We start from the raw sequence: 23,348 nt of genomic DNA on the forward strand, positions 1-23,348 counted from the left end.
TACCTATTTGTAGAGAGACCTGTCATGAGGGAGCGAGCTGAGAGAGGCAGTACCTTCCCCAGAATGGACAGGTACGAAATCGCAGATCATTTCCTCCCTGACGTTAGCGAATACGTTGGTTCATATTACTTATGAGAATTTCTATCATCCCCCATTTCCACAAGGATATGCTCCCGAGCGGATCACGAATTCATGACGATCGTTCTGGTCCAATAAATTACTTCCGGCGGGGAGGGGCATTATAGAAATTCACTGCAGATATTTGATATTATCCATAAAGATACCAAAATACAGCCCATTCTGATTTCGTCCGTACTGCCTGTTTATTAAAACAGGGTTAATAAGGAAAAATCAGTAGGGATAGAACACAAAAAAGAGCAGGCAGAGAAGAAACAGCCCCCATCCTGCAGGATGGACATCCCCGGCCCGCCCTTTCATCACCTTGAAGACAGGGAAGAGCACAAATCCGGCACACAGCCCAACACCCAGATTCCCGGTGAAGATCATCATCACGATGACGGCAAATGCGGGAATGAGTTCGGTGTAATCGTGATAATCAATCTTTGCAAGCGGGCTGAGCATCAGCATCCCTACCGCGATGAGTGCCGGCCCGGTCGCGGCAGCAGGAATGGCGGCGAAGAGCGGAGAGAAGAAGAGCCCGAGTGAGAAGAGGCCCGCCACTGTAAGCGCCACCAGACCGGTCCGCCCTCCGGCAGCCGTCCCGGCACCGGATTCCAAAAATACCCCTGCTGTTGTCGTTCCGAAGAGAGCCCCTGCGATGGTGGCAAGTGAATCCGCTGCAAAGGTCTTCTCGATCTCCGGCAGGTCACCATTCGCATCGGTTAGTCCTGCCTGTGTGGCAACCCCCAGTGCCCCGCTCATCGTAAAGAACAGGTCCATCGTAAACATTGTCAGGAGAACAGAGAACATCCCCCACGGCCGTTTTTAAGCAGGACCAGTCACCGGCAGGTGCCAGCAGTTCAGTTTTTTCCATGGATGGTATCATCTAGAATTATGACTCCATTAGGATCTATTATATAACGAATAACAGATTTCACTTCTTCCCAAAGAGATTTGAATCAAAAATCTTTTTAGATAAAAACCTCGTTATTTTGTCATGACCGATTGAATAATCAAGTCATTTTGAAAGTCATTTTGCTGTTGTTTGCGAAAATGATGCAATTGGATACTCGGTAAAGAATTCGAATAAGTTTTTATCCATATATCTTTCCTTTCGTATTTTGATACACTTAGAATAAATTAATTATTGAGATTTGTCAATTGCTGTTTGCCTAGCATAGATTTTTTTTTCATAACAACTATTAGGGGGACGAAGGCATATGGAAAACAAAGAAGTAACCGATCAAGCATATAACCAAACTATCGAAATGATCCGGGAGTATGCTGAGAAGTACCCGGACGACGAATTTGTAACGGCTAACCAGCATATTCTTGGGGGTGTTACCGAAACTTGGAGCTGCGGTGGTCCCATAGAGATGTCAGGATTCCTCTGGTGGGCGTATAGTGCTCAGGTTATCTGTGACATTTCACAGATGAAGGGTTTCATTTTCTCCGCAACAGGAGGACCTGACACCTGTGTGTCCGCCTTCGCGGGTCCGCTCTTTGGAAAATTCGCTGTTGACCCGAGGACTATAAAAGATGGGAAGTATAGGTTCTCTTTAACTATGGGTGGTACAGGAGCAGGCTCCGTGACTCTCTCCTTATATGAGATGAATAAGAAGTACCTTGGAACCTTGAGCGGGGTAATTGCAGGGGCAGGGATGTGTAATATTTCCGGTACGGGGAAGATCACTCACTAACTCATATGCCCCGCTAGCCAAAGGCGGGGCATTGATCCAAACTGAGATTTCGAAATTGATGGAATGTGTTACGGCCCTTTATAGTATTTTTAGCTCAGGACCAGCAGGAAATCGAATCAATTTCTGAAATACACGCTGTATCAGAAAAAAGAGAGAACATTTTTTTTAATCAGGATCAGTAGGGATAGAACACAAAAAAGAGCAGGCAGAGAAGGAACAGCCCCCAGCCTGCAGGATGGACATCCCCGGCTCGCCCTTTCATCACCTTGAAGACAGGGAAGAGCACAAATCCGGCACACAGGCCGACACCCAGATTCCCGGTGAAGATCATCATCACGATGACGGCAAATGCGGGAATGAGTTCGGTGTAATCGTGATAATCAATCTTTGCAAGCGGGCTGAGCATCAGCATCCCGACCGCGATGAGTGCCGGCCCGGTCGCGGCAGCAGGAATGGCGGCGAAGAGCGGAGAAAAGAAGAGCCCGATTGCGAAAAGACCCGCCACCGTAAGCGCCACCAGACCGGTCCGCCCTCCGGCAGCCGTTCCGGCACCTGATTCCAAAAATACCCCTGCTGTTGTCGTCCCGAAGAGAGCACCTACGATGGTGGCAAGTGAATCCGCTGCAAAGGTCTTCTCGATCTCCGGCAGGTCACCATTCGCATCGGTTAGTCCTGCCTGTGTGGCAACCCCCAGTGCCCCGCTCATCGTAAAGAACAGGTCCATCGTAAACATTGTCAGGAGAACAGAGACCATCCCCCAGGACAGGACACCAACGATATCAAGCTGCAACAGAACGGGGGCGGGATTTGGAGGCAGCGAAACGATTGCATCCGGCAGCGGCGCAATCCCGGTGAAAAACGCGGCTGCGGCAGTTGCAAGAATCCCTATCAGGATGGCACCCCGCACCCCGCGTACCATGAGAATACTGATTAGAAGAAATCCGCCGATGGCGAGAAGAATAGAAGGAGAAGTGAGCGCTCCGGCCTTCAGGAGAGTCCCACCTTCCCCACCCACCACAATGCCGGATGTGGTCAGCCCGACATAGCTGATAAACAGCCCGACACCCACCACAAAACTGTATTTCAGGTTCTTCGGCACAGCCTGCGCCAGAATGGTGCGCCCGCCGGTGACCGTCAGCAGGAACAAAAGAACGCCTGAAATAAAGACCGCACCCAATGCGGTCTGCCAGGAGTAGCCAAGCACTCCCACAACCGTATACGCGACAAAGGTATTCGTCCCCATATAGGGTGCTACGGCAAAGGGGCGGTTTGCATAGAGGCCCATAAATGTACACCCAAAGACTGCGGACAGGATCGTTGCAACCATCGACGGCCCGAACGGCATCCCTGCAGCCTGGAGGATCGCAGGATTGACGACGATGATATATGCCATTGTCATAAACGTCGCAGCACCGGCCATTACTTCAGTGCGTGCATTGGTCCCGTATTCATCAAATTTAAAATATTCTGCCATTCCCATGTATGTTTCCCGTGCCTGGAGCGTCTGTCGGAATCAGAAGATATTTGTTCGTATTTAGTTGAGTAAGGACAAAATTATTGGAACATTGCACAAGTGAACCTGGTATTATCAGCCAGCAGAATAATCTCGGGAAAAACACGAAATATCCGATAGAAATCCATACAACCACAAATCTGATACTATTTAAAATCTCAAAATCCTTGCATCCGCACGCTGTTGATGACCATCTGCACCATTGTGTAACAAATGCACGCAAATATTCTGGAAATTTTATCTATGCAGGACAGGACATCCACCCCACGTCAAAAAAATGACAGAGAAACGTCTCAGTTATACAACCCTATCGCCAGATTATCGTCATCACACTATTTGCCCTCACGGACTTCTCCCTCCTTTTCCGGATTCCAGCAGGGAAAGAAATTTCTGATAGGTAGTTATGGTGCGAAAATACGATTTGGCAAGAATGAATCCACAGATCAGAACAAATATCAAAAGGTCACAAAATTCGAGCACAATGAAGGTGAGAATCCCAAAAATGAACAGTATGACATCTATCACTGTGCATTTCCGGATGAGAGTAGAAACCATATTTATACCGGATACCTATTCCGAAAAACACAGATAAAATAATCATGTATCAGAAACGGGCTTCGTTTTACATAGGAACTTTAAGAATAGTCTCCTGTTCTCAGGGAGGGAACCATTTGCAGGCAGGAAAATTCAGGAGTTCACTAACGCTATAAAAAACGGGATCTAATATCCCGAGAACACATCATACTCTATCTCCGTCACTCTCAGCCTGACATAGGAGAAATCCCCATCGGGAAGATTCCATTCCGCCGCAATTTGCATCGGGACTCGAAACCCACCGATCTCCTGATAATCATCATAATATCCGGTCCACGTATCCTGGAAAAACCGGTCGCCAACGGTCCGGTATCGCTCATCTGTTGTGACCAACGTTATCCGTCCCGCTTCATCAAAGGAGAACTCAACGGTTGCCGTATTTTCTCCATCCGCAATGATAGCCCTGGCACGGGAGGAATCAACGGGCTCCCATGTGATATGCTCCTCATTCAGGAACGTAGTGGGAAACCATGGCATCTCGCCGATATACCGGTGCAGGCTTGAGACATCGATCTCCGGGCCCATGGCATCTGCAACAGGTACCGTTGAAAGGAGTTTCACGAGCATATTTCCCTGGTTTCCAACATATTTATCCCTGACATCTATCCAGAACAGGGAATTAGCCCGAATCTTCGCATGCCAGATAAAGCCGGGAACACCTGCAGAGAAGTATTGTTCAGCTTCAAGCGGCATCCATTTCCCGCCAGGTTCTGTTCTGAACTCACCGGTCTCCTTCATCCTCACGAAGCGGACAGGCTCTCTTCCCTCAGGTATCGCATACCCCAGATATCGCCGGACGGGTTCCGGGAGTGACTCAATCTTCTCTGCGGGGATTGGTTTTGGTACCGACTGCTCTGCACCGCGTGAGAGACCGGAGATCTCATCCTCCACACTCCTCTGAAACGAACTTCCGGAAACGAGAATACATACAACAGATCCAATGACGATGATGCCGAAAATCAAGAGCACTATCATATACTGCGACATTCCCAAACCCTCTCTCTACACCTTTCTTCTACAGGCCGGTGATGGACATTTATCCGGAAGTTATATAATCTGATTGATGGGAGGGTATTCTACTGACTGCCTGTCCTTCCCCGTCACTCTCCTCTTCTCTGAGATAACAGGGGATGAAACAGTGAACATTTCGCTATCGTCCCCGCCACGGCTCCCGCAGGGTTGCAGGACAGCGTTCACGAAGCGGGCAGGCGCCGCAATCACGCGGATGGGTGGGACACCCCGTTACCGCTGCATAGGCGGCAGTGAGTGCAGCGGCATCGTCTCCCCCATATGTACTCCTCAACCGGGCCGCCTCGGTGGCCACCTCGTCCGGGACCGCCTCCGGATAATAGCCGCTCCACGCCACGTCGGTGAGCCCCGCATCCCGGCAGACCTCACAGAGTCGCTCCATCTCATCGCGGGACGGGCCGGGATGATAGTAGAGGACATTATTGGGCCGAAATCCGATGAGGCGGTAGGGCACGGTCTCATCCAGCGATGCAATGAACCCCGCGATGGACGCGATCTCGCCGTCTGTCATGCCGGGAATGACCACTGTTCTCATCACACGGATCTTTTCACGCCCCTCCCGCACCAGGTACGCGGCATTCCGGAGCACCGGTGCGACGGGAGCACCCGTGAGGGCACGGTGAACCCCGTCGGAGAAGGCCTTCACCTCGAGGGTAGTGACATCACAGAGACGGACAATCTCTGCCATCGCGTCCTCTGTTGCAAACCCACCTGTCGAAAGACCAATCCCGCATCCAAGCCCCTGCCGCTTCATTTCACGCGCCACCTCCTGTAAGTAGGGCAGATGGATGATGGGGTCGCCCCCGGTGAAACTGATCGTGTGGATGGATGGCCCCGCAAAGGCAGCAATCCGCTCTTTCGCCTCCGCCACCAGGTGCGCCGGCGGCACGTAGCCGGCATAGTACCAGCCGGGGTCGGGATACTGGGAGATGCGGTAGGCGTTGCAGTGCAGGCAGCGGTAGCAGCACCCGGTGAGTGTCACAATATAACTTCCCAGTGTTGCAGAACACATCGTCGCCGCCACCTCCGCCCTGCCCACCCGGCAGACCCCCTGTTCTCCCTGCAGGCGGTCAACGCCGCAATGCCACTCGCAGAGCCGGCATTCACGATATCCTTCCATACCCTTCGATGGCATGCACAGCATCATGAAGGTATGGGAGAGGTGAATCGGGGTGCATTAAGACAGAACAGGGGGGACGGTGGTAGTCCCCTGCGCGGGAGCGTTTTCCAGATCAGGCACCCAGGTCAGTCATACAGCCCGGTGGCAATGCCGTCATCATCGTCATCCCAGTCATCCCCGTCATCCCCGTCATCCCCGGCGCCGGGAGGGCCATGCAGGGCACAGACCGAAAAAACCCCACGACTCCTGAGGTATGCCTTCCCCAGGATAAATATGCAGATCAAAAAGAGAAACCAGAGGACCGTGGTACCGGCGAACAGGAGCACGAGGAGACCAAAGATGAATAAGAAGAGATCGGGAATCGTGCAGTGCCGCAGGAGGTGGGATGTCATCGACATGGGTTTTTCTGGCCCTTGCATGATAACAGTATGGGTGCAAACAGACGACCGGCCAGTCGTGCAGGGAGGAGAATCCCTCCCCTGAATTATTTCTGCCTCAGAGACAGAACCGGCGTACGAGAGCTGCCACTTTTTTATCTGTCCCGTCAGCACGCCCCAACCAGACAGTACCACCGTTCTTGTCGATCATACCATCAAGAACCTGTGCAGCCCCGGGGAGCGTAAGCGGTGGCGCATCACACCCACACTCACAACAGCCCAGAATACTGAATACCTTGCAAATCTCCGGGACATCGAGATTGTTCTCTTCCAGAAGACTGACCTGTGAGAACAGGTCAGTAGGTGTACCGTCAGCAACAACCATTTTGTTCAGGATAATCTGACCATATTACAATCAGGCAGATCCTTTCCGCATCTATCATTTTGACTGCATAACCGGTGCCGTATCAAGACACAAAAATAACTAAAAATAAATAGACTTAATGCCAAATTATTTTACTCAATATTATTTGAGTTATCTAAGATATTGTTGGAGTAATTGACATATGCATATAATGGAAGGTTTTCTGCCCAGTCCGTGGTGGCAGATATGGTGGATTCTGGCACTTCCGTGCCTGATATACGGTTTATACAAACTAAAGAAAATTATGGAGGAAAACCGTGAAGTGCTCCCGCTTCTCGGCGTTGCAGGCGGATTTATTTTCGTTCTGTCCGCTCTGAAACTCCCCTCAGTAACAGGGAGTTGTTCCCACCCGACAGGGACAGCACTGTCAGCAATCACCTTTGGCCCGTGGATTTCTGCGGTGCTGGGCTGTATTGTTCTCCTGTTCCAGTCCCTGTTTCTGGCACATGGCGGTCTGACCACCCTTGGTGCAAACATGTTTTCCATGGCTATTGTTGGACCATTCATTGGCTACTATGTCTACAAGGGTCTCGATAAGCTGAATGTAAATTTCTTTATCAATGTCTTCATCGCAGCATTCCTCTGTGATCTGGTTACCTACTGTGTAACCGCACTTGAACTGGCACTGGCATTTCCGGCAACATCAGGAGGGCTCATTCCATCTTTTGCAGCGTTCCTTGGCGTCTTTGCCGTTACACAGATCCCCCTTGCGATCATTGAAGGTCTGGTCTTTGTCGTCATCTTCAAGTACATCGTCATCCTGAAGCCGGAACTTCTGGTAAAACTGAAAGTGCTGACTGCAGAAAAAATGGAGAAAGTAAAAGGAGGACTGGAAGAATGAAATATCTCTTTGAAATAATTACCGTGATTGCGCTTATCCTCTTTACCGGGGTTTTCCTCTATACCGACACCATCGTTCAGGCATCAGGGGAAGAAGGCTGGGGAGGAACTGACGGTGTCGGTTCCGAGATGGTTGAAGAACTCGGCTATGAGCCATGGATTGACAATTCAGACTATACCTTCACCCCTCCGTCAGGCGAAATCGAATCCTGCCTGTTTGCTCTTCAGGCGGTATTCGGCGGTCTCCTGATTGGATGGATATTCGGGTCATGGGCCACAGAAAGAAGGATCAAAAAGAACCCAAATTAATTTTTTTACGATACGTCGATGAATTACGAATTATTTGAAAATATCGCCCAGACCAGCGGACTCAGGGATGTACATCCGGCGGTAAAGCTGATATTAGGACTGGGTTGTATCCTTATCTCCGTTTCCTCGAACAGTTTTCTCACACCAGTTATTATCGCAGTTTCTATCAGTCTCATAACAATTGTTCTGGGGAAAATTCATCTGATGTTTTATCTCAGGCTGCTTTTCATCCCCCTTGGATTTGCACTCCTGAGTGTGCTGGTGATAGTATTCATCAGAAACAGTGGAGATGTCCTCTTTTCGGCATCCGTCTTCGGATGGCTGACTCTGACCATTACTACAGGGAGTGTCAATGAAGGGATGCTCATACTATCACGAATTTTCGGTGGGATGTGTTCCCTTTTTTTTATATCCCTCTCTACACCTGTTACTGAGATATTCTCACTCGCAAAAAAATGCCGTTTGCCGGACTGTTTTATTGAGCTGGCCATGCTCATCTACCGGTATATCTTCATTCTCTTTGAACAGGCGGAGATGATTTACCAGGCGCAGGTAATGCGTCTGGGGTACATGAAACGAAAAGGTTCTGTTGAATCATTTGGATGTATGGCCGGTTCACTTTTCATCCATTCATGGGAATCGGGAGAAAAACTCCTTGGGGCAATGGACTGCAGATGCTATAACGGAAAATACGCATTGCTTGGGGAACAGGGTGTGTTCTTTGGCCCCGCTCTTTTCCTGACGATACTCTTTCTGGCATCCCTTTTCAGAATTATGATCCTCTCCTGTAATATACAACTCTTTGGTGGTCTGATCACGTGAACTGTATCCTTGAACTAACCGATCTCGAATATCATTATCCAAACGGACCAAAGGCGCTGGAAAGTGTCAGTCTGCGTCTGATGCAGGGTGAGAAAATCGCTCTTGTCGGGCCAAACGGGGCAGGGAAATCAACTCTGCTCCTCATGCTGAACGGAATGCTCAGACCGGATTCCGGGACCGTCCGTTTTCGGGGAGAACCGATCTCATACTCGCGCAAAGCGCTGATGAACCTGAGAAAACAGGTTGGGTTCGTATTCCAGAATCCGGATCACCAGATCATCGCCCCTACCGTATTCCAGGACGTGGCATTCGGGCCGGTAAATCTGGACTACACCGAAGAGGAGACGAAAACGTCAGTGGACGAAGCCCTCATGTATGTAGGCCTTACAGAATTCGGGAGGCGTCCACCCCACAATCTCTCCGGCGGGGAGAAGAAAAAAGTGGCCATGGCGGGCGTGCTTGCGATGAACCCTGATGTGCTGGTATTCGATGAACCCACCAGCGCTCTTGACCCGGACAGTGCCCGGAGCATTATGGAGCTACTGGATGAACTCCATCATGCAGGAAAGAGCATCATCATCTCAACCCATGATGTAGAACTCGCCTATACGTGGGCCGACCGGATCGTCCTCATGGATCAGGGGAAGATAATTCTCTGCAGCAAACCAACAGATGCATTTTCTGACAAGGAATTACTGGCTGAAGCCAAATTATCAAAACCCGTTCTTGTCGAGCTATATGATGCACTGTGTGAACTGGGGATGGCAAAATCAGAGAAAATTCCCCGGTCCGTCCTTGATATTGTGGGGATACTTGGCATGGAGCATCATTGCTGCCGCGGTTGCAAAGCCCCGGGGTTCATTGTCCTTGAAGATGCTGATTTCCTGAACGAAGATCTGGCAGAGAGAATCGTCCATGATGAAGCAATACAGATTATTGGAGGAATGGGCTCTGTTGCAAAGAAACAGGCAAAAGATTACGGGATACCTCTCACCTACACGCATGGCGTTATTGATAAATGCCTTCTGAAAGCAATTTCGGGACAAAACTGCCTTATTATCACAAGCGGAGGCATGATAAAAAGAGTTCTTAGTCGTGTTGAAGAATTTAATGCCGAAAGCGGGAATACTATTGAAATTGTCACATTTGATAATTATCTGCACAACAATTGACCATTATCAATCATATTCATGATTCAGATAACCACAGCACCGTAACACACAACCTACAAGCACTCATCCCAATTTTATGGGTTGGATTTCCGGAGATGGTGCAATTACATCTCCCCGATACCCATCATTTTTCTAATTACTATGGCAAATGGACGCTAAAAATCGCCTGCCATAAGCACAAACAGGTCTGATCCGGGAACAGGCGGAGTATCCGTATCACCAATAGCAATTCTTTCATCCGGATACCCCAGCCGCTCACAGATGGCGATCCTGCACTGCAGGGAATGTGCCTTCAGTGCTTCTGCAGGAATTGAGGGAACAAAGGCAGGATCTGCAATGACAAAGGCAGTCCTGCCTCTCCTGATTTCAAAAATTATATCCAGAATGGCCTGTTCATGATCCTTCGCATGGGCGTTCACGATGGCAGTCTTCGTCAGGGGAATGTGCAATTTTGCACAGGCATACTGGTATGACGAGATGCCGGAGATGACATCACCCCCAAGATACCCGAGCCCTGCAAGCATCGGGTCTCCTGTGGAGAGCACAACCGCCGTCTCCGGGAGATCCCGGAGCGCCTTATAGTCCGTGATGACATGGACGGAGCAGCAGGCAGGGATCTGCCCTGCAGCCCGTTCAATTGCCCGCTCGGAACCATAGATCTCTTTCGCATCCCGGATGGCTGCAATCGCCGCTTCGGTGAGCATGCCCGGCCCGCACCCGACACCGACGACCTTCATTGCGAATCCCCCTGCACATGCCCCTCACGGTCAACAATGACCACCCGCATATTCGGCATTCTTCGTTTGTAGTCCAGGAGATTCTGCTCCAGTAGTCTTGTCCAATTTTCTGACATCGTCGACTCCTCAACCGTTTCATACCCGCTGCCATCCAGAATATCCGGATTGATAAATTTCAGGATAAGCGCCGGAAGACCGCAGAGAACTGCTTTCCCTCCAGCCGCTTCAATCCCCTTTCCCATAAATTTGCCCACCAGCACCACCTCACTATCCGGAAAGAGCATCCTCGCATACCGGAGGCCCACTCTCCCGGTGGTCAGGACCGGCCTTTCTGCACGACGAATTCTCTCAAACACATCATCTGAGAGATGGTCATCCCACGGTTCAACAAGCCCGGTCGACCCCAGAACAGAAATCCCTCCGATAACACCTACTTTCGGGTTGAGGGTCTCTCTTCCAATTGCTGCACCGTCCGGGATGGTGAGTTTAACCACAACCCCGGGGAGGTGCAGCTCATCTGCCGCCTCCTTTGCTGCACCCCGGATTGTCGTCCACGACGGCGGGCTGACGGCGGGATCACCGACAGCATATCGCGGTGTCTCCCGTACAAACCGCCCGATGCCTTCCCCCACATGGATGGTGATGCCGGATGCCGTTTCCTGCGCTTCTGCACAAAACAGCATGTTGGCCGTGATATCATCCGTATAATCCCCGGAATATTTCCTCGCAGAACCAGACCCGTCCTTCCCGACTGCAGCGACTTCGCACCGGAGGCCACAGGGAAGAGTGATGAACACCGACGATACCGGTTTCCGCAGGGAAAGCACCGCAGCCTTGCAGGCGGCAGCGGCGGTTGTCCCGGTGGTAAACCCCCTTCTCAGGATCGTGCCCCCCGATGTGAGAACGGCAAGCCCGTCTACCACCTGCCTGCGGGCATCTGCATCCGTGCATGCCAATACCCATCCTTCGGGATACTCATAGCCGGTAACCGGGTCTCGGATACTCATATGCTATCGCTGGTTTTCAACGTACATGGTGATAATCTCATTTAGGGAAGAGACCGCAGGAGGGGTCCCTCCCCGTGTTCCTACGTTTGATATTGATGGAAGGTCCTTTGTCCGGAGAACCTCTTTTGATTCCTTTGCATTGACAAAACCGACTGGCGTGCCAATAACAAGCGCAGGGCGGACACCTTCGTCGATCATCCTGCAAACGGTGAGAAGGGCAGACGGAGCATTGCCGATCACAATGATTGCATCTTCAAGAGTATGCCGCAGTGACATAAACCCTGCTGAAGTCCGCGTTATTCCATATTCCTGAGAGAGTGCGGCACCGAAATCCAGAGCACAGATCACCTCGGAATGATGTTCAGTCTTCCGGATTCCCGTCTGGACCATCCTGATGTCCGTAATGACCGGTCTCCCTGCAGAGAGGGCACGAAGCCCCGCTTCTATCGGATTGTTTCTGAACGCCATCAGGTCAGCCATGATGAAATCCCCGACGGATATGGCGCAACGCTGTCGGATTCTGTCCTCGGGGGTCTCATTGCCGACCACCATGCGGGCAAGCCCCCTGCTTGTCGAAGATATCTGGTATCCTTCTTTTGTGTCCGCTCCCGGATCAATATACGTATTTTCTGTCATAACCCCTCGGTGTGATCATCATATCTTTTTCGCCAATGGTCCCGATGCGTGACTCATCTCCGCCGATGATGACAATGGAGCGCATATCAACAAAGCTGTCATCCAAAAACAGCGATTTCAGGGTAAAGAACCGGACCTCCTGTTCGTCACGGAATGCGTTTTTAACCACGGTTACCGGCACGTCGTCGTCCCGGTATTTCAGCGCAATGGTGAGCGCCTGTGCAAGGTTATCCGGCCGTCCTCTGCTCTTCGGGTTGTACACGGCAACCGGCACCCCCATCTGAAAGGCACAGTCCATCCGTTTACAGATCACCTCCCATGGGGTCAGAAGGTCTGAGAGCGAGAGAGTGACATAGTCTCCCGAGAGGGGAGAGCCTGCAAGGGAAGCAGCCGCAGTCGCCGCGGTCACCCCGGGCACCACCTCATAATCGATCACGGACGCATCATGCTCAAGCACTTCCAGCACAATACTGGCCATGCCATATACACCCGGGTCCCCGCCGCTCACCATGCAGACCTTCTTCTCTCTGGCAAGTTCAACACAGCGCCGGGCACGCTCAACCTCCCTGCCCATCGAGCTCCGGATGACCTCCTTTCCCTCAGCAAGGTCCTCAACAAGGCGGAGATAAAAATCATTTCCGATGATAATATCCGATTCAAGAATGGCTTCTTTCGCCCGTCCGGTAAGCTGTTCGGTTCTTCCTGGGCCAATACCCACAATGAAGAGTTTTCCTCTGTTATCTGATGACGGCAATGGTCACTCCTCCATATTTTTGTTTTTTCATGATGACTTCCTTCCTCTTCGAGAGAGCCATTGCGGCGGGTTCTGCCACCCCCGGCAGTCCCAGTTTGTCACGGGCACGTGACGGCGAGGGGGGGTTTTCCGCCCGGATGAATGCATCATCCACAAAGATCAGGGTCCCGCCCAGTTCCCCGATCGCCTGAATGAGACCGCTTTCATCTTTTTTTATCTCGGCTGTCGCATATGCGAGGACATCCTCTTTGGTGATGCCTGCATCAGCATATGCCGATGCAAGTGCGTGGAGAATCTCCTCTTTACCCGCCCCTCTCCTGCAGCCGACGCCGACGATATATTCACCGTTCTTCAGGAGCACCGACACGCCGGGGGGTGCAATGGCGATGGCCGGCGGCTCAATCAGGTGCACGGCGACATCACCGTTGAGAATTGCCGCATTAACCGCCCGTGTCGAGTCCTTGTTAATGATTTCAAGCCCCCGTTCCTGTGCTGTGGATTCCACCGACGGCAGTCCACGCGTCTCGGTTGCGGTCGTGATCACCGGATGCAGCCCAAACTCTTCCAGACGTTTTGCCGTATCATTTCCTCCGTGATGGCCACCAAGGACGGGGATCGCGTACCGGAAGTCCGGGCTGACGACCACCAGACAGGGGTCGGTCCATTTGTCGCGGAGATGCGGGGCGGCGGACCGGACCGCAATCCCCGTGGACATCACGGCGATGATGGTGGTGTAATCTTCAAACGCCCGGCGGAATGCGTCTTTGGAATATGCAACAACGTCGGCATCCATCCGGTCAGCGAGCTCTTGTGCCCGTGCATCCGGTTCGTTCAGGGTGATTACGACAGTGTCTGTCATCCGTAGAGGTGGGAATGGGTATAGGACGGCCCATCGGGATTCACCACTTCACCGATGATGATGAGTGCGGTTTTCTCAATGCCCGCGGCCCGTGCCTTCTCTGCGATATCAGCGACCGTCCCCCGCACAATCTTCTCGTCGGGCCATGTCGCGTGATAGATGACCGCCGCAGGCGTCTGGGGGGGGCACTGCACCTGTTCAAAGATCTTCTCCATGTGCTCTGTCCCCAGAAATACGACCATCGTCTGCCCGAGTCCAGAGAATTCGCGAATCTGGTCCTCGTCCAGCGTCTTTCCAGCCGGACGGGTGATGATGACCGATTCCGAGACACCTTTCAGGGTATACTGAATGCCAAGCGACGCTGCCGCTCCGAAAAAGGACGAGACGCCCGGAACCCGAACGACCTCGATCCCCGCATTGTTCAGGATCTCCACCTGCTCGATGATTGCACCGTAGAGTGCCGGGTCTCCGGAATGGAGGCGAACGACCGTTTTGCCGTCCTTTGCCGCCGCAATCATGATCTCTGTCATCTCCGCCAGTTTCATCCCCCAACTGTCATATTTTTCTGCCGCAGGGCAGGCATGAACAAGTTCCGGGTTGACAAGAGACCCGGCATAGATGAGGACATCGGCCCGGTCCAGGATCTCTTTTCCCTTTACCGTGATCAGGCCCGGATCGCCGCATCCGGCCCCGACAATGAATATTTTCTGCATCTCTCTCACTTCCCGGCATATAATATACTAAAATACGGACTCTCTTCCGGGAGTTCGTCTGTATGATAGATCTTCTGGCCGTCCATATACATTTTTTCAGCCAGAATAAAGGTAGTATATCCTGATTTCTTCAGTTCGTCTGCCGTTTCTCTGGGCCTTCGTACCTTCATCCGGAGCAGTGCGGTATTCTCAGACCCGTCTGAGATCTCAATACCCCCGGAGAGGGAGAGACCGGTAGCAGCAGCGAACGCCGTTATTGAGCTGACACCGGGGACAGTGCTATACTCAATATCCGGATATTTCTCATCCAGCACCGCACAGAGCCTGCCAAATGTCCCGTAAAAATTCGGGTCACCCAGAATACAGAATACGGCAAGACCGTTTTCTGCAGCCGGTGCGATTGTGTCAGCGTTTGTCTCCATGCATTCTGTGATGTAGCCTTCATCAGCAGTCATGGGAAAGGAGAGCACCACCGGGTCCTCCCGGTATGGTGCAATAATCTCCTTTGCCACATTTCCGGGTACAAATACCTGATCGGCTTCTTCAATCAGTTTCACTGCCTTTACGGTCAAAAGCTCTGAGTCTCCTGGGCCAATACCAACAGCAACAAGCATCTACTGCTTCACCTCTCCAACGATAATAAAAACAGGATGAATCGGTTTGAACATCAGATCACCCACCAGTTCATAGGACCGTGACACCTGAAGATGTACGACTTCAACAAATATACCAAGCTCTTTCATTTTTGCAACCGCCCGTGAGACAGTGTCCAGAAGAACAGCATTTACCACGATTCTTCCACTGACTTTCTCTGCCAGTTTGTCGAGGACTGTCTCGATGTTTCCCGAACCACCAATAAAGGCACAGTCAAGGGCACCGATCTCATCTAAGGCATGGACAGCATCTCCATGCAGCAGGGTGATATTCTCTGCTCCCGCGTTTTCAATCTCCCGCTTTGCATAATCAATTGCTTCAGCACGCCGGTCAATCGCGTATATGTGACAGCAGATGCCGGACGCCTGAATGGAGATTTTGCCGGTCCCGCACCCTACGTCAGCCATGACATCCCCGTCCTGTATTCCGAGTTTAAAGAGGGATACTGCCATCACCTCGTCCTGTGTCGGTCCGCCTTTGAGTCGCATCAATATAGAATTTATTTGTTTTAATTCAAATAAAGTTTTAATTGTTCGTGGGCGAATTTGAGGTGCCATAAAAATGCACGGATGATAAACCGCTAAAATCGCGTAATTGGAATAAACGGAGGAAAAAAGGAATACACTCCCCTGTAGAAGAATTCAGGATACTTTTCTGTCGCAATAAATTGAAAAGTTATTAAAGTTATCTTGTTATAAATCAAGTAATGCAGGACATCACCATAATCCTCACAAGCGGCACCCTCATTGGAATCGCCATTCTTGCGATAAAATCAGGCCTCGGGTGCGGCCTGTCAGGACTGAATAATAAGGAAATCATCGGTTTTGCCGCTGGATACGGCATAATTGCATTCCTTGTCGGACTGGTTGCAACCATGGTATCTCCCGACGTGACCGATATGGTATTAGGCGCGGGTATTGGCATGCACCTAATCATTGCTGCCGGACTGCTCTATTTCGGAATACAAACACGAAAACGATGGTTATCCGGGAAAAAAGACATCTCAAGAAGAACATTTCTCTGGGTATCCGTTCCGTGTCCGGCATGCATGACCGCAACCTTCCTCGCCTGTATTGTCCTCATCGATACGACCGGCATTTCAGGTATCGCCATTAGTGTTCTGGTATCCCTGATCCTTGCAGCTGGCATTGTCATATCAGCGATCGGAATTTCCCTGGCATCCACCCGTGGCGGATGGAACAATCCGTCCAGCCTGGGAAGCGCCATGATTATGCTTGGCCTCTTCTATTTGCTCTGCCCGCTCTTCATCCCGGCATACATTGAGGCGCAACAGATCAAGGGTCAGATCACCATGTCATTCCCGACAAACACAGGAACCGGACTCCTCATTCTCTTCATACCCATCTGTGCCGGGTTCGTGATCAGTAGAATACAGCGAGCACGGTCAGGAGGGATATTATAATGGAAGTCGCATCATCCGTCATGGAAGTACTGTTCCTCTTCTCTGAAGCACTGCTGTATCCGGCAATCCTGCTTTTAATCGCCCTTGTCATCTGGGCACTCGTCATGATTGGCCAGGTCGTCTCCGAATATTCAGGAAGAGTCAGGGACATCGGAAAGATTCGGGAGGCAGGAAAACAGGCACACAAAGAGATTACTGCGGATAACCCCGCCGGTGCAAGAAAGGCATTTACAAACATCCCCCTGAACCCGATGGTCAGGAAATTTGTCACCGATATCAGCGGCTTCTTTGGAGATAGCAAATTGCCCATCGAAGCAGAAAAACTGCTCCAGGACTATGAACTCATCATCGGAAAGGAATTACAGCACCTGAAGATCCTCACCCGTACCGCCCCGATGCTTGGCCTTATGGGAACACTCATCCCGCTTGGCCCGGCACTGATGGGACTATCCTCAGGAAATATCCAGGCACTGGCATCCAATCTGGTCGTTGCCTTCAGCACCACGGTGCTGGGCCTGCTTGTTGGTGGAATCGCCTATGCTATCATGGTGGTCAGGCGTGGCTGGTATTTCCAGGACTTCTCTGACATGGAGTACATTGTGGAGGGACTTGAATGAGAAAGAGACAGAGACAAAGACAAAGACAAAGACGCTATCTCACAGAAGAGGAGGACGATGACCCCCTTGCAGGCATGGCCAACCTCTTTGATGTTGCCATGGTCTTTGCCGTCGCTCTCCTCGTGGCACTGGTACTCTCCTATAATATGCCCGAGATGCTGGACGATCAGTCCACCGTGACTCTCGTGAAAAACCCCGGCACACCCGACATGGAGATCATCGTCAAAGACCAGAATGAGATCACCGTGCTGAATATGACAGATCAGGTGTCAGGCGGACAGGGCACCAAAATGGGCACTGCCTATCGTTTGGAGAATGGTCAGGTCATATATGTACCTGATACCGAAACAACCGAATAATAGTGCATTATTTCACATTACAACAACCCCCCCTTCACGAAGGGGGCATCTGTTTTGATCCATGTTTGTCTATCATTTTATACCCCCTCAAACAAGTTAAGTTACAAATAGACAATTTAATTTACTTTAACTCAAAATAATTTTCAGTTCGGTCGGCCAACCCGCCACACCGGATAATTGAGGTATACATGAGATTAAACGAAAAAAACCGATGGGAGTGGCTCTGTGCCATGATGCTCATTGTTTTCCTGATCGTTGCACCGGCAGCAGCAGAGGAAATGGGCAATTCGGGAATGAATGTGACAACACCATATGAATCTGTAACAGAAGAGATTCAGGAGAACGTCACAGAAGTTGAAATACCGGTACCGACAGCAGAAACAACACCCGCACCGGAAGCACCGGTGATGGAACGCCACAGACTGGCGATCGTCACAGGAGATCCCTGCAACACAGACGATCTGAATAACGCCACTCTGGATGCACCACTGGACGTAACACTCCTGAATAATTCCGAAGCGCTCACATACGATTTTTCTTCGGAAGCACTCATCTTTGCCGCGTCCGTGGATGAAGCAGCACTGGAACAGATCTGTGCTACGATGAAACCGAATGTGTCAGTAGTGGTCTACGACCTTCCCGACGGGATGGATGTTGGAACACCGGCAGATGCTACCATTACAGCATACTGGACCAACTGCTGTACAGAGAACTTCCACAATATGATTGTCTACATGGACAATATCTACTTCGAAAATGATACCCCTGTAGATCCGCCTGTCATACCGGAATGTGAAACCGAACACGTCATTACCATCATTACCAATGATCCGGAAAGACAGAGTTCGGTTACCAATGCAACCGGCATGACAGATCTGATTGTCACACTCTGCAATGAAACAGAAGCAGGACTTCATGACTTCAGTGCAGATGAACTGATCTTTGCCGCATCTGTCAATAACGGAACGCTGGCACTGATTGATTCGGCCATCACTGAGAACACGACCCTTGTGGTGTATGAAGCACCGGTCAATTCCACCATTGGAACTCCCGCAGACGAGACGATTATTCAGTTGTGGGAAGAAGGCGGCGATGAAAACGTCCTGAACCTGCTCCGGCATATCGAGGAGACCTACTTCGGAAATGAAACAGCGCTCCTCCGGCAGCAGGCAACACTCCTCGCAGAAGCAGAAGGGGAAGAACTCTCGATTGTGATCATCATCGGTGGAGAAAGCTATGTCCCGATGTATCTTGAAGCAGGAGAGAAGTGCCCCGCAAATGTCACGGTCTATTCATCCAAACTCCTGCCGGATGATCTTAACCTTACCGGATATGACCTGATCTTCATGGAGATGTTTGGTGCAGGTATCGACATCATTGAACCTGCGGTGAACAACGCAACCGCTGCAGGCGTTCCGGTAGCGGTCATCCATGCAGGGACATATGAGTACCTGGGGACCGTCAATATGACTCCCCATGCGTATGTGGAAGAATACTGGGAGAACAGTGGACCAGAGAATGCACAGAGACTGATTAATTATCTCAGTGCCGCCATCTGTGGTGCCGATATCCCCATCGAGGATCCTATTCAGACCCCTTCAGAGTGTATTTATCACCCTGACTCGGAAGAGCTGTTTGAGACTCTGGACGCCTACATGGAATGGTACGCCACAAACGGCACCTACGATCTGACAAAACCAACGATTGGCATCATCTTCTATGACAGCCACTACAAATCAGGCGATCTCGCTGGTGACCATGCGATCATGAGAGAATTCGAGGCACAGGGCGCAAACATCCTTACTGTCTTCCTGGATTATAATAATCCACACGTCATTGACCGCTTCTTCGTCAAAGACGGAGTTCCGGTCGTCGACGCCATCGTCAACACCCGATGCTTCAGGTTCTATGGCTCAGGGTCAAATCCCGAGAGAGGAATTGAGGAGCTCACCACCTACAACATACCAATCATCAACGCTCTGGTGGACTATTCAAAAACACCGGAAGAGTGGGTGAACTGCACGGACGGCATCACTTCCTCAAAGGTCGGTTACTCCATCGGAATGCCGGAACTGGACGGCCAGACTGAGTTCATCTGGACCGCTGGCAGAGGAATTGATCCCCGGACAGAGGCTATCGGATTCCGCCCCATCACCCCTGTCGCAGAACAGATCAGCTGGCTTGTAGAAAGAGTCATTGCACTCTCAGATCTCAGAAACAACGCAAATTCCGGGAAAAAAGTCGCCATAGTCTACTATAACCACGGCGGTGGCAGGGACAATCTTGGCGCCAGCTACCTTGACATCGTGCCGAGTCTGACCAATCTCCTGGATGCCATGGAGGATGAGGGCTACGCAATTGATGGCGAGGTCCCAACCGAGGACGAACTCCTTGACCTGATGCTCCTTCAGGGAAGAAATGTCGGTACATGGGCTCCCGGAGAGCTTGACAGCATGGTAGAAGAAGGGGACGTGGTCCTGCTTCCTGCCGAACAGTATGCTGAATGGTTCCACGAGCTCCCGGCAGACAAGCAGGAAGAGGTGATCGCGAAATGGGGAGAGCCACCTGGCGAGATCATGGTCTATAACAACGGCGGACAGGACTATCTTGTGATTCCCACCGTCTCCTTTGGTAATGTAATTCTTACTCCACAGCCTACCAGAGGATGGCTGCAGGACGAGGCAGTACTGTACCACGACACAGATCTTCCTCCCCACCACCAGTATATCGCCTTCTATCTCTGGCTGCAGAATCAGTTTGATGCTGACGCCATTGTGCACTTCGGAAGACACGGCACGCAGGAGTGGCTCCCCGGAAAAGAACGTGGACTCTCCGCAACAGACGACTGGCCACCGCTCCTCATTGGTGACATTCCCAACATCTACCCATACATTATGGACGGACTCGGTGAAGGAACACAGGCAAAGAGGAGAGGCAATGCCGTCATTATTGACCACCTGACTCCGCCAATCGTTGCGGCAGGTCTATACGGTGACTTTTCGACTCTTCACGAAAAGATACACGCATACAGTGCAACAAACATCACCGTGAAAGAGGAATACCGGAAAAGCATCACCACCCTGTACCAGGAGATGAATATCAACGCCACCCTCGACTGCTCCGTAGATGAGATTGAGGCGATGTCGGATGACGAATTCAGCGAATTCATCAACGGTGACCTCCACGAGTACCTGCACGAACTCGGTGACGAGTTCATCCCCTATGGACTGCATATTCTCGGGGAACCGCCGGAAGATGGCGATCTTGTATCCCTCGTCAGGGCGATGCTCGGTGAGGAGTTTGAGGAAGATGTCGGAACCATCTATCCGGAACCGGATAGTATTTCAGCGGCACACGGCAACTGCACGGTCATTGAAGCCCTCCTTACAGAAGTGCTTCTCAATGGAACCGACCCTGCAGCGGCACAGGAAACCGTTCTCGGCGATTCTTCAGCTGCTGTAACCGCAGACCTGAACACGGCAATCGATTATGCCGCAGACATCGAAGCGTGCTCTGTTGAAATCCCCGCAATCATCAATGCGCTTGGCGGCGGCTATATCCCACCCAATACCGGCGGCGATCCGGTCAGAAGCCCTGAAAGTCTCCCCACCGGCAACAATTTCCACTCCTTTGACTCACGACTGATGCCCACAGAGGAGGCATGGAATGTCGGTGTGCAGATGGCAGAGGAGATGCTCGAGCAGTACGGCGAAGCACACGACGGTGCCTATCCTGACAAGGCAGCATTTGTCCTCTGGGCATGTGAATCGATGCGTCATGAGGGTGTGACAGAATGTGAAGCACTCTACCTTCTCGGGGTAAAACCTGTATGGAGCAAAGGGAAGGTCAAAGGCGTGGAACTCATCCCGTCCGCTGAACTCGGACGGCCCAGAATTGATGTGGTCTTTATCGCATCAGGACTCTACAGGGATACTTTCTCGGATAAAATTGAACTGCTCGATGATGCAGTACGCCTTGCAGCACAGGCCGAAGACGACCTCTATCCGAACTATGTGTCAGAGAACAGCGAGGAGCTGTATGCAACGCTCATCACCAACGGATATGACGAGGAAACCGCCCGGCGCCTCTCAATGTCAAGAATATTCTCCGCCGCACCGGGTGCATACGGCACCGGCCTGTCTTCTGCGATTGATTCCAGTGACACATGGGAGAATGAGGACAAACTCACTGACCTCTACCTCAGTAAACTGGGATATGTCTATAATGGCGAAGACTGGGGCGAACCAAACAAAGCTCTCTTCCGGGATAACCTCGGGGATGTAGATGCAGCGGTCCACAGCCGGAGTTCCAATCTCTACGGACTTGTTGACAACGACGACTGTTTCCAGTATTTCGGAGGTCTCTCAATGGTGATTAAGTCAATCTCAGGCACAGGGCCTGATATGTTCATCACCGATCTCCGGTCCGCCGGCAAACCGCAGACCACAACCCTCAGTGATTTCATCCTGAAAGAACTGGATGCACGTTATTTCAATCCGAAATGGATTGAAGGGATGATGGAACACGGCTATGCAGGGGCACGCTACATGGACAAAAAATTCCTGGAGAACCTCTGGGGATGGAGTGTGACAAACCCTGACATCATCTCGAGCGATGTCTGGGACAAGGTCTTTGATGTCTATGTCAATGACAAGAACAATCTCGGTCTCGATGAATTCTTCGCCGAGAACCCCTACGCATACCAGTCCATGGTCGGACGGATGATGGAAGCCGCCCGCAAAGGCTACTGGGACGCTGACAGTGAAGCACTGGAAACACTTGCACGTGAATACCAGGAGTCTGTCCGGACGAATGGTGTTACATGCTGCCACCACACATGCGGTAACCTTGCACTTTCAAGCTATATTCAGGGTGTGATGAATGCCTTGGCGCAGAAAAACGCTGATGACAGCTCTGATGACCCGTCAGCAGAAGTGCTGAAGCAGACTGCAGCGGCAGCGGCACCAACAACGGAGATACCGTTGGCAGTGGAGGACGACCAGTCCGGTGCGGAATCCATGACCAACACGACAGTCACCGGCGGATATGGTGAAAACGCACAGGAACCCGCTGCTCCTCAGGTGGCACCACCCGATGTCGGTGTCTCCGGACAGGTGATGGAGAAAGTTACGAAAAATAACGCGGACAGCGGATCAACCAGCACACCCATTGCACCGATTATCATCGTGTGCATTATCATCGCTGCCGTCTTTGTAGGTATCCGGTGGAAGAAAATATAATACCGGACTCCAAATCCTCTGACTCCCCTGAAATGACCGGATGTCAAAAGGGGGGATAAACAGAGAACACGGGCACGGATTTCCGCTGCCCCAACCCTTTTTTCAGACCTTGTTTTACCGAGAGGAAAAACCCTGAAATGTTTTCGTAAAGTGCGACACTGTGTACCGAATGGAAAAAACGAAACCATGAATTTGGCAAATTCATAAAAAAAGGACATTACATTAAAGGTTAGATTTGGAAAAACGCTCAGGAGAATACAAGAGACAGGGGGGGCAGAAGAGAGAAAAAGAGAGAATGAGACCGATACCAAAAATCAGAACTGCTCAGG

23 protein-coding genes are annotated in these 23,348 nt (G+C 51.2%); 9 read left to right on the forward strand and 14 right to left on the reverse strand.

All coding sequences use genetic code 11. From position 1 onward, the window contains the following. Nucleotides 1-351: 351 nt before the first annotated feature. A complete protein-coding gene (locus OU421_RS02285; RefSeq protein WP_268186984.1) occupies nt 352-930 on the reverse strand; it encodes an NCS2 family permease in 579 nt (192 codons plus the stop codon). A gap of 410 nt (nt 931-1,340) precedes the next feature. Here OU421_RS02285 and OU421_RS02290 point away from each other — a divergent pair, with 410 nt between their 5' ends. Further along, nucleotides 1,341-1,820 (forward strand): hypothetical protein, encoded by a 480-nt coding sequence (locus OU421_RS02290; protein ID WP_268186985.1) that lies wholly within the window; start codon nt 1,341-1,343, stop codon nt 1,818-1,820. A 175-nt stretch (nt 1,821-1,995) separates the two neighbouring features. Here OU421_RS02290 and OU421_RS02295 read toward each other — a convergent pair whose 3' ends face one another. The 5 genes from OU421_RS02295 to OU421_RS02315 form a co-directional block, all read right to left on the reverse strand. Further along, nucleotides 1,996-3,294, reverse strand: a complete 1,299-nt coding sequence (locus OU421_RS02295) for an NCS2 family permease (protein WP_268186986.1) — start codon at nt 3,292-3,294, stop codon at nt 1,996-1,998. Nucleotides 3,295-4,053: 759 nt separating this feature from the next. Continuing rightward, the gene (locus tag OU421_RS02300) at nt 4,054-4,902 is read right to left on the reverse strand and encodes a DUF6544 family protein (RefSeq protein WP_268186987.1); all 849 of its coding nucleotides are present in this window, start codon (nt 4,900-4,902) and stop codon (nt 4,054-4,056) included. 175 nt (nt 4,903-5,077) lie between these two features. Further along, nucleotides 5,078-6,076, reverse strand: a complete 999-nt coding sequence (locus tag OU421_RS02305) for a radical SAM protein (protein ID WP_268186989.1) — start codon at nt 6,074-6,076, stop codon at nt 5,078-5,080. Between the two features lie 125 nt (nt 6,077-6,201). Continuing rightward, complete coding sequence (locus OU421_RS02310; RefSeq protein ID WP_268186990.1) at nt 6,202-6,468, reverse strand: hypothetical protein; 267 nt, start codon at nt 6,466-6,468, stop codon at nt 6,202-6,204. Between the two features lie 103 nt (nt 6,469-6,571). Further along, entirely contained in the window at nt 6,572-6,838 is a 267-nt protein-coding gene (locus tag OU421_RS02315) for a hypothetical protein (protein WP_268186991.1), read from the reverse strand. A gap of 181 nt (nt 6,839-7,019) precedes the next feature. On the opposite strand from OU421_RS02315, the gene OU421_RS02320 reads away from it, so the two are divergent. Genes OU421_RS02320 through OU421_RS02335 form a run of 4 tightly spaced genes read left to right on the forward strand, consistent with a single transcriptional unit; the run spans nt 7,020 to nt 10,020 of the window. Continuing rightward, entirely contained in the window at nt 7,020-7,718 is a 699-nt protein-coding gene (locus tag OU421_RS02320) for an energy-coupling factor ABC transporter permease (protein ID WP_268186992.1), read from the forward strand. Further along, nucleotides 7,715-8,026, forward strand: a complete 312-nt coding sequence (locus OU421_RS02325) for an energy-coupling factor ABC transporter substrate-binding protein (RefSeq protein ID WP_268186993.1) — start codon at nt 7,715-7,717, stop codon at nt 8,024-8,026. The genes OU421_RS02320 and OU421_RS02325 overlap by 4 nt, the downstream gene beginning before the upstream one ends. Nucleotides 8,027-8,044: 18 nt before the next feature. Continuing rightward, on the forward strand, nt 8,045-8,848 hold the full coding sequence (gene cbiQ, locus OU421_RS02330; RefSeq protein ID WP_268186995.1) for a cobalt ECF transporter T component CbiQ: 804 nt from the start codon (nt 8,045-8,047) through the stop codon (nt 8,846-8,848). Beyond that, the gene (locus OU421_RS02335) at nt 8,845-10,020 is read left to right on the forward strand and encodes an energy-coupling factor ABC transporter ATP-binding protein (RefSeq protein WP_268186996.1); all 1,176 of its coding nucleotides are present in this window, start codon (nt 8,845-8,847) and stop codon (nt 10,018-10,020) included. The genes cbiQ and OU421_RS02335 overlap by 4 nt, the downstream gene beginning before the upstream one ends. Before the next feature lie 155 nt (nt 10,021-10,175). Here the strand turns inward: OU421_RS02335 and OU421_RS02340 are convergent, their stop codons facing one another. Genes OU421_RS02340 through cbiT form a run of 8 tightly spaced genes read right to left on the reverse strand, consistent with a single transcriptional unit; the run spans nt 10,176 to nt 15,868 of the window. Then, nucleotides 10,176-10,757, reverse strand: coding sequence for a cobalt-precorrin-7 (C(5))-methyltransferase (locus OU421_RS02340; RefSeq protein ID WP_268186997.1), 582 nt, complete (start codon nt 10,755-10,757; stop codon nt 10,176-10,178). Then, nucleotides 10,754-11,764: a cobalt-precorrin-5B (C(1))-methyltransferase gene (locus tag OU421_RS02345; RefSeq protein WP_268186998.1), complete on the reverse strand. Its 1,011-nt coding sequence runs from the start codon at nt 11,762-11,764 to the stop codon at nt 10,754-10,756. Before OU421_RS02345 ends, OU421_RS02340 begins: the two co-directional genes overlap by 4 nt. A gap of 3 nt (nt 11,765-11,767) precedes the next feature. Further along, nucleotides 11,768-12,400, reverse strand: coding sequence for a precorrin-8X methylmutase (locus OU421_RS02350; protein ID WP_268186999.1), 633 nt, complete (start codon nt 12,398-12,400; stop codon nt 11,768-11,770). After that, on the reverse strand, nt 12,378-13,154 hold the full coding sequence (gene cobJ / locus OU421_RS02355; protein ID WP_268187000.1) for a precorrin-3B C(17)-methyltransferase: 777 nt from the start codon (nt 13,152-13,154) through the stop codon (nt 12,378-12,380). Before cobJ ends, OU421_RS02350 begins: the two co-directional genes overlap by 23 nt. Beyond that, nucleotides 13,138-14,013 (reverse strand): cobalt-precorrin 5A hydrolase, encoded by an 876-nt coding sequence (cbiG, locus tag OU421_RS02360; protein ID WP_268187002.1) that lies wholly within the window; start codon nt 14,011-14,013, stop codon nt 13,138-13,140. The genes cobJ and cbiG overlap by 17 nt, the downstream gene beginning before the upstream one ends. Next, nucleotides 14,010-14,726, reverse strand: a complete 717-nt coding sequence (locus OU421_RS02365) for a cobalt-precorrin-4/precorrin-4 C(11)-methyltransferase (protein ID WP_268187003.1) — start codon at nt 14,724-14,726, stop codon at nt 14,010-14,012. Before OU421_RS02365 ends, cbiG begins: the two co-directional genes overlap by 4 nt. Before the next feature lie 5 nt (nt 14,727-14,731). Continuing rightward, nucleotides 14,732-15,340: a cobalt-factor II C(20)-methyltransferase gene (locus OU421_RS02370; protein WP_268187004.1), complete on the reverse strand. Its 609-nt coding sequence runs from the start codon at nt 15,338-15,340 to the stop codon at nt 14,732-14,734. Beyond that, nucleotides 15,341-15,868 (reverse strand): precorrin-6Y C5,15-methyltransferase (decarboxylating) subunit CbiT, encoded by a 528-nt coding sequence (cbiT, locus tag OU421_RS02375; RefSeq protein ID WP_268187005.1) that lies wholly within the window; start codon nt 15,866-15,868, stop codon nt 15,341-15,343. A 218-nt stretch (nt 15,869-16,086) separates the two neighbouring features. Between cbiT and OU421_RS02380 the strand changes: the two genes are divergently transcribed. The 4 genes from OU421_RS02380 to OU421_RS02395 all read left to right on the forward strand — a co-directional run bounded on the left by OU421_RS02380 (nt 16,087) and on the right by OU421_RS02395 (nt 23,019). Next, nucleotides 16,087-16,803 carry a DUF2162 domain-containing protein gene (locus OU421_RS02380; protein ID WP_268187006.1) on the forward strand — a complete coding sequence of 239 codons (717 nt, stop codon included), beginning with the start codon at nt 16,087-16,089 and terminating at the stop codon, nt 16,801-16,803. After that, nucleotides 16,803-17,420, forward strand: coding sequence for a MotA/TolQ/ExbB proton channel family protein (locus OU421_RS02385; RefSeq protein ID WP_268187007.1), 618 nt, complete (start codon nt 16,803-16,805; stop codon nt 17,418-17,420). The genes OU421_RS02380 and OU421_RS02385 overlap by 1 nt, the downstream gene beginning before the upstream one ends. Next, entirely contained in the window at nt 17,417-17,779 is a 363-nt protein-coding gene (locus OU421_RS02390) for a DUF2149 domain-containing protein (RefSeq protein ID WP_268187008.1), read from the forward strand. The genes OU421_RS02385 and OU421_RS02390 overlap by 4 nt, the downstream gene beginning before the upstream one ends. 188 nt (nt 17,780-17,967) lie before the next feature. Next, complete coding sequence (locus OU421_RS02395; RefSeq protein WP_268187009.1) at nt 17,968-23,019, forward strand: cobaltochelatase subunit CobN; 5,052 nt, start codon at nt 17,968-17,970, stop codon at nt 23,017-23,019. Nucleotides 23,020-23,348 lie beyond the last annotated feature (329 nt).

The organism is Methanogenium organophilum (genome assembly GCF_026684035.1).
Taxonomy (GTDB): domain Archaea; phylum Halobacteriota; class Methanomicrobia; order Methanomicrobiales; family Methanomicrobiaceae; genus Methanogenium; species Methanogenium organophilum.